The 9,005-nt window shown below is 42.6% G+C and carries 4 protein-coding genes; 1 reads left to right on the top strand and 3 read right to left on the bottom strand.

The genetic code is table 11. The features are described 5' to 3' along the window. Positions 1 to 191: 191 nt before the first annotated feature. The 3 genes from Xmir_RS36130 to Xmir_RS36140 form a co-directional block, all read right to left on the bottom strand. On the bottom strand, positions 192 to 851 hold the full coding sequence (locus Xmir_RS36130; RefSeq protein ID WP_099114854.1) for a tyrosine-type DNA invertase: 660 nt from the start codon (positions 849 to 851) through the stop codon (positions 192 to 194). Positions 852 to 1,187: 336 nt separating this feature from the next. After that, entirely contained in the window at positions 1,188 to 1,478 is a 291-nt protein-coding gene (locus Xmir_RS36135; protein WP_099114855.1) for a putative hemolysin, read from the bottom strand. 46 nt (positions 1,479 to 1,524) lie between these two features. Further along, entirely contained in the window at positions 1,525 to 1,857 is a 333-nt protein-coding gene (locus Xmir_RS36140) for a DMT family transporter (RefSeq protein ID WP_099114856.1), read from the bottom strand. Between the two features lie 920 nt (positions 1,858 to 2,777). Here Xmir_RS36140 and Xmir_RS36145 point away from each other — a divergent pair. Next, the coding region (locus Xmir_RS36145) for a non-ribosomal peptide synthetase (protein ID WP_145956904.1) at positions 2,778 to 9,005 on the top strand (6,228 nt) is incomplete at its 3' end.

The raw sequence follows: 9,005 nt of genomic DNA on the forward strand, positions 1-9,005 counted from the left end.
CTGCAAAACGCCAAATAACATATTGATATTAAAATATTAATAAATTATTGATTTTTGATTAATCCCATTTCTATAGCCTGAAATTTTTTTCCAACTTTTTCTATACAATTTCCCAATCTTGTATGTCACTCAAATTCGAAAGACTCATTTGCTTAATTGTCTGTTTAAGTTGGTTTATTCGGCCGATTTTTTTATTTTTCGGATGAAAAATCCTTAGTTAACAGTTTGGTACTAATTGTTAACTTTTTTCGTTTTCCTTTATCGTCCCATATTGTCTCAAATCTTCCCGCATTACTCGCGGTGTAGCGGACTGTATGGCGAATATTCCGGTGACCTAAATAGTCTTGAATCAAGCGGGTATCTACCCCATTGTCTGCCAACGCATAACCACAGGCATGCCTCAACATGTGCGGATTCGCGCAAATCGACAATTTTGCCTTTTGGCTGGTTTGCCGAAGAATTTTATAAATCTGCTGACGTGACATACGTTGACCACTACGAGATAAAAATAACCAATCGGGTTCTTTACTATCAATTGCCTGACCATCTAATAATGCGGATTTCTTCGGCAAATACTTCGAACGCTCAGCTAACCAGCGACGTACCAATTGAATTTCACGGGATACCATTGGGTGAATAGTAGAAAAACCATTTTTTAATCGTTGTACTCGCAAGCTTTTTCCTTCCAAGTCAACATCAGAAATTCGCAAATTCAATAATTCAGATACCCGGAAACCATGAATAAATCCCATAAATATCATACAAATATTACGTGCTGCGTGAGGATATTTATCCAACGCAGTGAGCAATACATCAATTTCAGACTGGGTCAAATATTTTCGCTTTAGCATATTTTTTATCTCCCGATAATTAATTGAAAAGAAGTTATAAGGAATACCTTAATTATTCTTGCTCATTATTTTCAGACTGCAATATCAACCACAGAATAATCTGATGATTTTTCTGTAAATAAGATTTGTGTGGCTAAAAAATAATTGTCATTTGACCCAATAACTTCTATAGCTGTATCGTGTCAGTTATCGAGAGAAAAAAATAAATATTTTTATAGACTGGATAATGCCTTTCATTTTTACTAAGGAAAAACATTATAAGGATGAATATCCTGCGGATTAAAAGTTGACAGAAATATGTTTATATTGGCAGTGACATATTTCTGTCATAAAAAATTAAATTGACGCACATCCGCCATCCAGCAAAGCCTGTTCATTACAGCGACGGCCATTAGCCAGTTGGCACACAGGCACTTTCTGACCATTCAATTGATTAGTCAGTGTCTGAATCCCTCCTGCGTCAGTGCAAGTTTCACTTGCATCTTTACTCAAGTGAATCCCCAGATCAGAGTAGTGATAATGTTTGTATCGATTTAATGAAGCATTTGTTTGCTGCCCACTGCAACCAGCCAATATGCCGAAAACCAACAACAAACTACACAAAATAATTCTCCGCCTTAAAAGCATATTTTCTCCCGTTGAATCATCGAGTTAATCTATAGATCAATATAAATCAGTGTCCTGCACTTTTAGAAAACAAATTAATAACTAAAACGCCGGCAATAATTAGAAGGATTCCAATAATTGCGGGTAAATCAAGTTTCTGTTGATATAAAAATATACCTGCTATGGAAACTAACACTATGCCAAGACAAGACCAAACGGCATAAGCAATCCCCAAGGGCATTACTTTAACAACTTGTGATAACGCCCAAAAAGATAAACAATACCCAAGCACAACAATAATCGAAGGTACTAAGCGAGTAAAGCCATCCGCAGTTTTTAACATCGTTGTTGCTACCACTTCAGACAAAATTGCGATAAATAAGTAACCCCACACGCCCATATTGCTCACCAACCTAAAAATAAGATAGACCACATTCCCAAAAAAACGGGTTAATCTACCACAATTCGGGGTGTAACGCTTTAACGAAAAACACCATTTTATCTATCATTATTGGTGTAAAATCATGCAGTTATAAGGCCGGGTTTTATAAATTTATTTTATTAAGTTATCCACATGTATCAACATCACCTCCCTCATCACAAATAACACCACTTTCACAACAATTTTAATCAAAATACTTCCCATGATTGATAAAAAATATATTTAAAAAGAATTAATAATCCAATGGTAAAATTACTTACACTAGCGATTTACTTCAATATAAAAAAGAATGAAAGGCTGTTTACCTTAATAAAAACAAAACGATACAAATAAAATATAAACTTGAAACCATAAACAATATAAATTATATCATTTTGCGATTTATAGGCCATTAAAAAAAATTAACCATATTAAATAAAAAATAATATAGACTTCAATCCAAATGACAATCACTATTACAGCACAAAGAATTATTACCATGCAATAATGATGAGTGAAACACAATGATTATCATTGAAAATAAAAAGAATCTGGGCGGAACAGGATGGGTGACAAGGATGTATACTTGAAAGAATCAGAAATAAGACTTTAACTATTGGCTAACTATTGACTGAAAATAAATATCAACTATTTTGCATAAGGAAGAATGCTGAAAGGTTGCAAGATTGGCTGTAATGATACCATGGTGAATAATGCTAACACTTATTGAATAAAAATAACAAATTAATATTTAAACCATCAGGAACAAAATATAGTTTGCTAAATTATGTTAATACTAAAAACATAAATAAATTAAGGTTAGGCACTCGCTGAAATTTACCCATTTGTATCATAGATTACAAATAACTTGCAAGCGGAATGCGTTCGTATAATTTATTATGAAAACAACTGAAGGTTCGCTAAATTCGAACTTATATGACCTTCATCCCGCTCAAGAAGATGTGTTTTACGAGCAAACCCTTCATGAAAATACTCCATTACACAATATAGGCTGGTATACCTTGATGGAAGGTGAGATTGATATCGTCATCTTGCAACAAGCCTGGCAATTACTGCACCAACATATTGATATCCTAAGATTACGTTTCTCGATTAATTCGGATAATGAAGCAACGCAATATCTTGAAAATCAGAGCAATCCAGAGTCAATCTTATTCCATGATTTTTCAACGCAGCCTGATCCTGAAGAAAAAGCCCGGCATTGGATGCAGCAACAGGTAAGCCAGCCCATCAACTTCCCAAATGAGATCTTGTATCAGATTTCATTAATTCGCATTGCGAGTGAAAGGTATTATTTTTTCAATAAATTCCACCATATTATCATTGATGGGACCGGTTTATTGCGACTTCATGAATATGTTTTTAAGTTGTACTCATGCCTGAAAAATGGAACATCAACAACTTGGTTATCAGGAATTCCACAATATTTAGATGTAATAGAGAAAGCAAAAGAATACCTGAATTCTTCCCATTACGAAGAAGATAAAAGCTACTGGTATAATTTTTTAGCAAAAAATGACATCCATCAATTAACGCCTTATTATCAAAATAAGGGTTCTGGTAGCGATGAGTTGGTATTGCCATCGTCAATTAAAGCAGATTTACGCGCTTTTTGTGAAGAAAATAAGACGAATCTTCTCGCTGTCTTCTCTAGTCTGGTCACCATTATGATGTCAGAACTGACAGGACAGCAAGAATTAACATTTAATACCATCACTCATGGAAGAAAGACAAAATCAGAGAGAAATATCGTAGGGATGCTGGCAAATATATACCCCGTACATTGCCATGTTTCTGACGAAATCAGTATGATTGAGCAGATTAAACTAACCGAATCAGCGCTAAAAGAGAGTTATCACCACGGTCAATTCCCTCGTTCTCATTTGGTCAGAATAGCTAATCATTATGGAATTGCTTTACCCAATATATTTATATTCTATGAAAAACTTGCAGGGTCAACACCTGAAATCAGCCAGGCACAATATCATGTTATCGACGGATTCTCTAATATTGATCCTATCGCTTTTCGATTAAAAGATTTTGGACATAATCAGGAAATAACAATAACGATAGATTACTTACAGGAATATTTTAGCGCTCAAGATATAAAAAAAATATTTAAACGATTGCAAAACTTATTGACTGCTCTGCTTAACTCCTCTTCTGTATTAGTCAGTGACTTACCTGTTTTATTAGAACAAGAGCGCCATACCCTATTGCACTGCTGGAACCAGACCAACGTCCCCTACCCGCAAGAGATGATTCTACAACAGCAGTTTGAGGTTCAGGCCGCAGCAACACCCGATAATGTGGCGTTAATATTCGAAGAGGAAACCCTGACCTACCGTCAGCTCAACGAACGGGCAAATCAACTCGCTGTTGTGATACGCGAATGTTACCAACAGCAACATAACGCAACAATGCAGGCAGATACACCAATAGCCCTCTACCTCGATCGCAGTCTGGAAATGGTGATCAGTATTCTGGCGGTGCTGAAAGCCGGCGGTGCCTATGTGCCGATTTCTCCCGAATATCCACCGGAGCGAGTCCAGTTTATTCTGGAAGATACCGGAAGCCCGTGTGTGATAACCCAGCAACGATATCTGACGACACTGGAAAAATGTGCGCATATTTTACCCATCCAACCTGCGCTGATAGCCGCAGATGACAGTACAATCACCAAAGATCAACCAGCGGAAAATTTAGTGCCGGTAAACAAAAGTACAGATCTGGCATACATTATCTACACCTCCGGAACGACCGGGCAGCCGAAAGGTGTTGAGCTGACCCATCAGAACGTCATCAATCACCTGTGTTGGATGCAGGCTCAATATCCCTTAAGTGCATCGGATAAAGTCCTGCAACAAATCCCTTATACCTTTGATGCTTCAGTCTGGGAGCTGATTGCAGCTAACTGGTTTGGTGCCAGTATTGTGATGCCCTCACCGGATGTGCATAAACAACCCGAAGTCCTGCATCAACTGATACAGAAAACCGGCGTGACGGTTGTGCAGTTTGTCCCATCCATGTTAGGTGCTTTCTGCCAGACAATACGGGATTTAGGCCAGCAATTGCCTGACACTATCCGTTATGTGCTATGCGGCGGAGAAGCGTTGACGATGTCCCATGTCAGCGCATTCAGAGCCATAAATAGGGGTTCGAGTACTTTAATTAATCTCTATGGCCCAACTGAAACGACAAATGATATCACTCACTTTGATGTCACTGATGAATTTAGTGGCCATGTCCCCATTGGCAAGGCACATCATAATACCCATCTGTATGTCCTTAATCGTAATGGCAAACTGTCTCCTATTGGTGCGCCCGGAGAGTTGTATATCGGCGGTGCCGGACTGGCACGGGGATATCGGAACCGTCCGGAACTGACTGCTGAGCGTTTTGTCGAAAATCCGTTTGCCAGTGCTGAAGATAAGGCTAACGGTTATACCCGTCTGTACAAAACCGGTGATTTGGTGCGCTGGCTGCCGGATGGCAACCTCGAATATCTGGGGCGCAATGATTTTCAGGTCAAAATCCGCGGTTACCGCATTGAGCTGGGTGAAATTGAAACGGCTTTATCCTCCCACCCACAGGTGAAACAAGCCGTGGTGATTGACCAGGAGCATGCGGGCCATAAAGCACTGGCCGCTTATCTGGTGACAGACGAAACGCTGACCAATGATACTCTGCTGGAATATCTTTCAGCCCTTTTGCCGGAATATATGATACCCGCCAGCTTTACCCGCATTGAGGCCATCCCCCTGACCACCAATGGCAAACTCGACCGTCATGCCTTGCCAGCGCCAGTATGGGAAAACCGGGATCGTTATATAGCACCGCGTACGGAGTTGGAAACTCAATTGTGTGCACTCTGGCAAGATGTTTTGGGATTAGAGCGGATCGGCATTGAGGACAACTTCTTCCGTATCGGTGGCGATTCGATTATCAGTATCCAGTTGGTTTCCAAACTGCGGCAGGCAGGTTTCTCTCTTCAGGTCAAATCGATTTTTGAAGCACCAACAGTATCGCGTCTGGCGCAACTCCTGACACAAACAACATCCGCAGTCACCGTGGTTGCTGAGCAGGGATTATTAAGCGGGGAGTTTGATTTATTACCTATCCAGCAAGATTTCTTCAATCAAAATCTGCCATATCCGCACCATTGGAATCAGGCATTTATGTTCCGGCTTCCCGGGAATATTCAGCACAAACATATTGCACAGGCCCTGATAGCGCTGGCAGAGCGACATGATATGTTACGTGCCCGTTTTATCAACACAGCACAGGGCTATCGTCAGTGTTACCCCGCAGGAATGCCGTTCCGGTTGCCTGAATTACTGCATTGTGATGTGAGAGAGCTGGATGAAGCTGAACGATACCAGCAACTGACCCAATGGCAGAGTGGTTTTGATTATTATGAGGGGCCTTTATGGCAAGCCGCTCACCTGACCGGATATGCCGACGGCAGTGCCCGATTATTTTTCGCCTTTCACCACCTGATTATTGATGCCGTATCGTGGCGAATTATCGCCGAAGATATGCGCCTGCTACTACAAGGCACAACGCTGCCACCGAAAACCAGTAGTTACCGGCAATGGGTCACTGCTGTCCAACGTTATGCAGTACAGCATCAAGACGAAGTGCCCTACTGGCAGGGCGTCATGACAGGGAAAAAAAGCTATCCGGTGATGGGAGAAATCAACTCGCAACAGTTGAGCTTATCATCCGAACTGACCAGCACCCTGCTGCGTGAAGCCAATTCAGGTTATCACACTGAAATCAATGACCTATTGCTCAGCGCCCTCACATTGGCATTGCAGACAACCTTCTCCCAACCGATGAACGCCATCATTCTTGAAGGACATGGACGGGAAACCATCGACAATACGCTGGATATCTCCGAAACCGTTGGCTGGTTTACGACTGTGTATCCTGTTTGCCTGACCGTGCAGGATGATATTGCAGAAACCATTATTCACACCAAAGAGATGCTGCGTGCTATTCCCAATAGGGGCATTGGCTACGGTGTCTTACATCAGGCGGGATATCTGACCGGAGATTTACCTGCCATCAGCTTTAACTATCTTGGCCAATTCCTCGGCCAATTCGGCGGTGAGACCAGACAAGCCAACCATCAGGATTGGACGCTGATCGACGATAGCTGTGGTTCAGTGATCGCCAATGAGAACGGCAGTCATTTACTGCTGGATATCAATGGTGCTGTTCAGGCGGGAAAACTGCAATTCAGCGTAATGTCCCGATTGCCATCAGACCAGACACAAATGTTTATCACGGCTTTTGAGCAAGCCCTCAATCATGTCATCGCTGCCGGTCAGAAACAGGCTCAATCGGGTGGAATGAAAACACCCAGTGATTATGAATTTAAAGCCGTTTCAATTGAACGCCTAAAACGTTTGCAGCAAAGCTATCAGGTGGAAACCCTGTACCCTGCCACCAGTTTGCAGCAAGGACTTATTTATCACCATCTGGCTCAACCACAGGATGATGCCTATCGTGTGCAACTATTGTTGGATTATCACACCAATATCGATCTTGCCGCCTATCAACAAGCCTGGGCGCTGACTTCACTGTGCTTCCCTATCCTCAGAACCGCATTTGATTGGGAAGGGGAAATTTTACAGATTGTGACTGAGGGTCCAAGTCTTGGTCCGGCTAATTTCACCATCAAGGATATCAGTCAATTACCAGAAGAAGAGAAGGATCGGGCAATTGAAGCGATCCAACAACATGACCGTACCCTGCCTTTTGATTTTAGTCAGCCCGGTTTAACCCGCTTTACGTTCATCAAGCAACATGAACAGTTGGCGACAATCCTGATTACACAACACCACGCGATTATCGACGGCTGGAGTGGCCCGATTTTATTGCAGACCGTACATGAGTATTACAACGAACTCACGCAGGGGCGCATCCCCCAAGTAGTGGTAGATAAAGCCTATCTGGCAACCCAGCAATACTATCTGGAGCATCAGGCTGAATCTGAAGCTTATTGGGCTGAGCGTAAAACGCATTTCCGGGAACCTAATGATTTGTCAGTCCTGTTAAGCCATCACGTTGATTTAACACAGATTAAAACCGTTGAAAAACCCGCCGAACAGATGCTCACTGTACAGGGAGATTTTTATGAACAACTGAGGAGCATGTGCCGGATGCAAGGTGTTACGCTCAATGTGGTCCTGCAATTTGCCTGGCATAAATTACTGCACAGTTACACCGGGGATGAACAGACCATCGTGGGCGCCACCGTTTCCGGCCGTGATGTACCGGTGGCGGGCATTGAGTCCAGTGTCGGCTTGTATATTAATACCCTGCCGTTGATGGTGCAGTGGACTCAGGCGGACAATATCTCTGCGGTTTTACAAGACATACAGAAGGATATCGCCGCACTCAACAGCCACAGTGCCGTATCACTCGCCAGCTTGCAGCCAGACGGAGAACGGTTATTCCATAGCCTGTTCGTCTTTGAAAACTACCCGGTTCCTGTGGTGAGCGAAAACGAGAAAGGGATTGAAAATACCCAGAAGTTCCGCCAAGCCATCGAAAAAGTGGATTATCCGTTGTCATTGATGGCCTACGAGCAGGGCGACAGTTTAATCATAAAATTGGGTTATGGTGAAGGCTGGCTGACAGATAAACAAGTGCTGCGTTTGCTTGGTCAGCTTGAGCGCATTCTGCACGCCGTGGCCTGTGACCCACATCAGCCGCATACGTCAATCATGTTCCTTAGTGAAGAAGAGCGCCATACCTTGCTGCATACATGGAACCAGACCGATGTTTCCTACCCGCAGGACAAAACCCTGCAACAATTGTTTGAAGCACAGGTGGAAATCACGCCGGATAACGTGGCCCTGGTGTTTGAGGGAGAAACACTGACCTACCGCCAGCTCAACGAACGGGCGAACCAGCTAGCAAGCGCTATTCGCGAACATTACCAGCAGCAAAAAAATGCACCGCTGCAAGCCGGCACACTGATCGCCCTTTATTTTGACCGCAGTCTGGAAATGGTGATCAGTATTCTGGCCGTGCTGAAAGCGGGTGGCGCTTATGTGCCTATTTCACCGGCATATCCCGCGGAACGCGTCAAT

It is taken from the genome of Xenorhabdus miraniensis, from assembly GCF_002632615.1.

Bases quoted from the DNA above. Each gene is read 5' to 3' on its own strand.
- Xmir_RS36140 (WP_099114856.1), bottom strand. From the start codon at position 1,857: ATGGGCGTGTGGGGTTACTTATTTATCGCAATTTTGTCTGAAGTGGTA.
- Xmir_RS36130 (WP_099114854.1), bottom strand. From the start codon at position 851: ATGCTAAAGCGAAAATATTTGACCCAGTCTGAAATTGATGTATTGCTC.
- Xmir_RS36135 (WP_099114855.1), bottom strand. From the start codon at position 1,478: ATGCTTTTAAGGCGGAGAATTATTTTGTGTAGTTTGTTGTTGGTTTTC.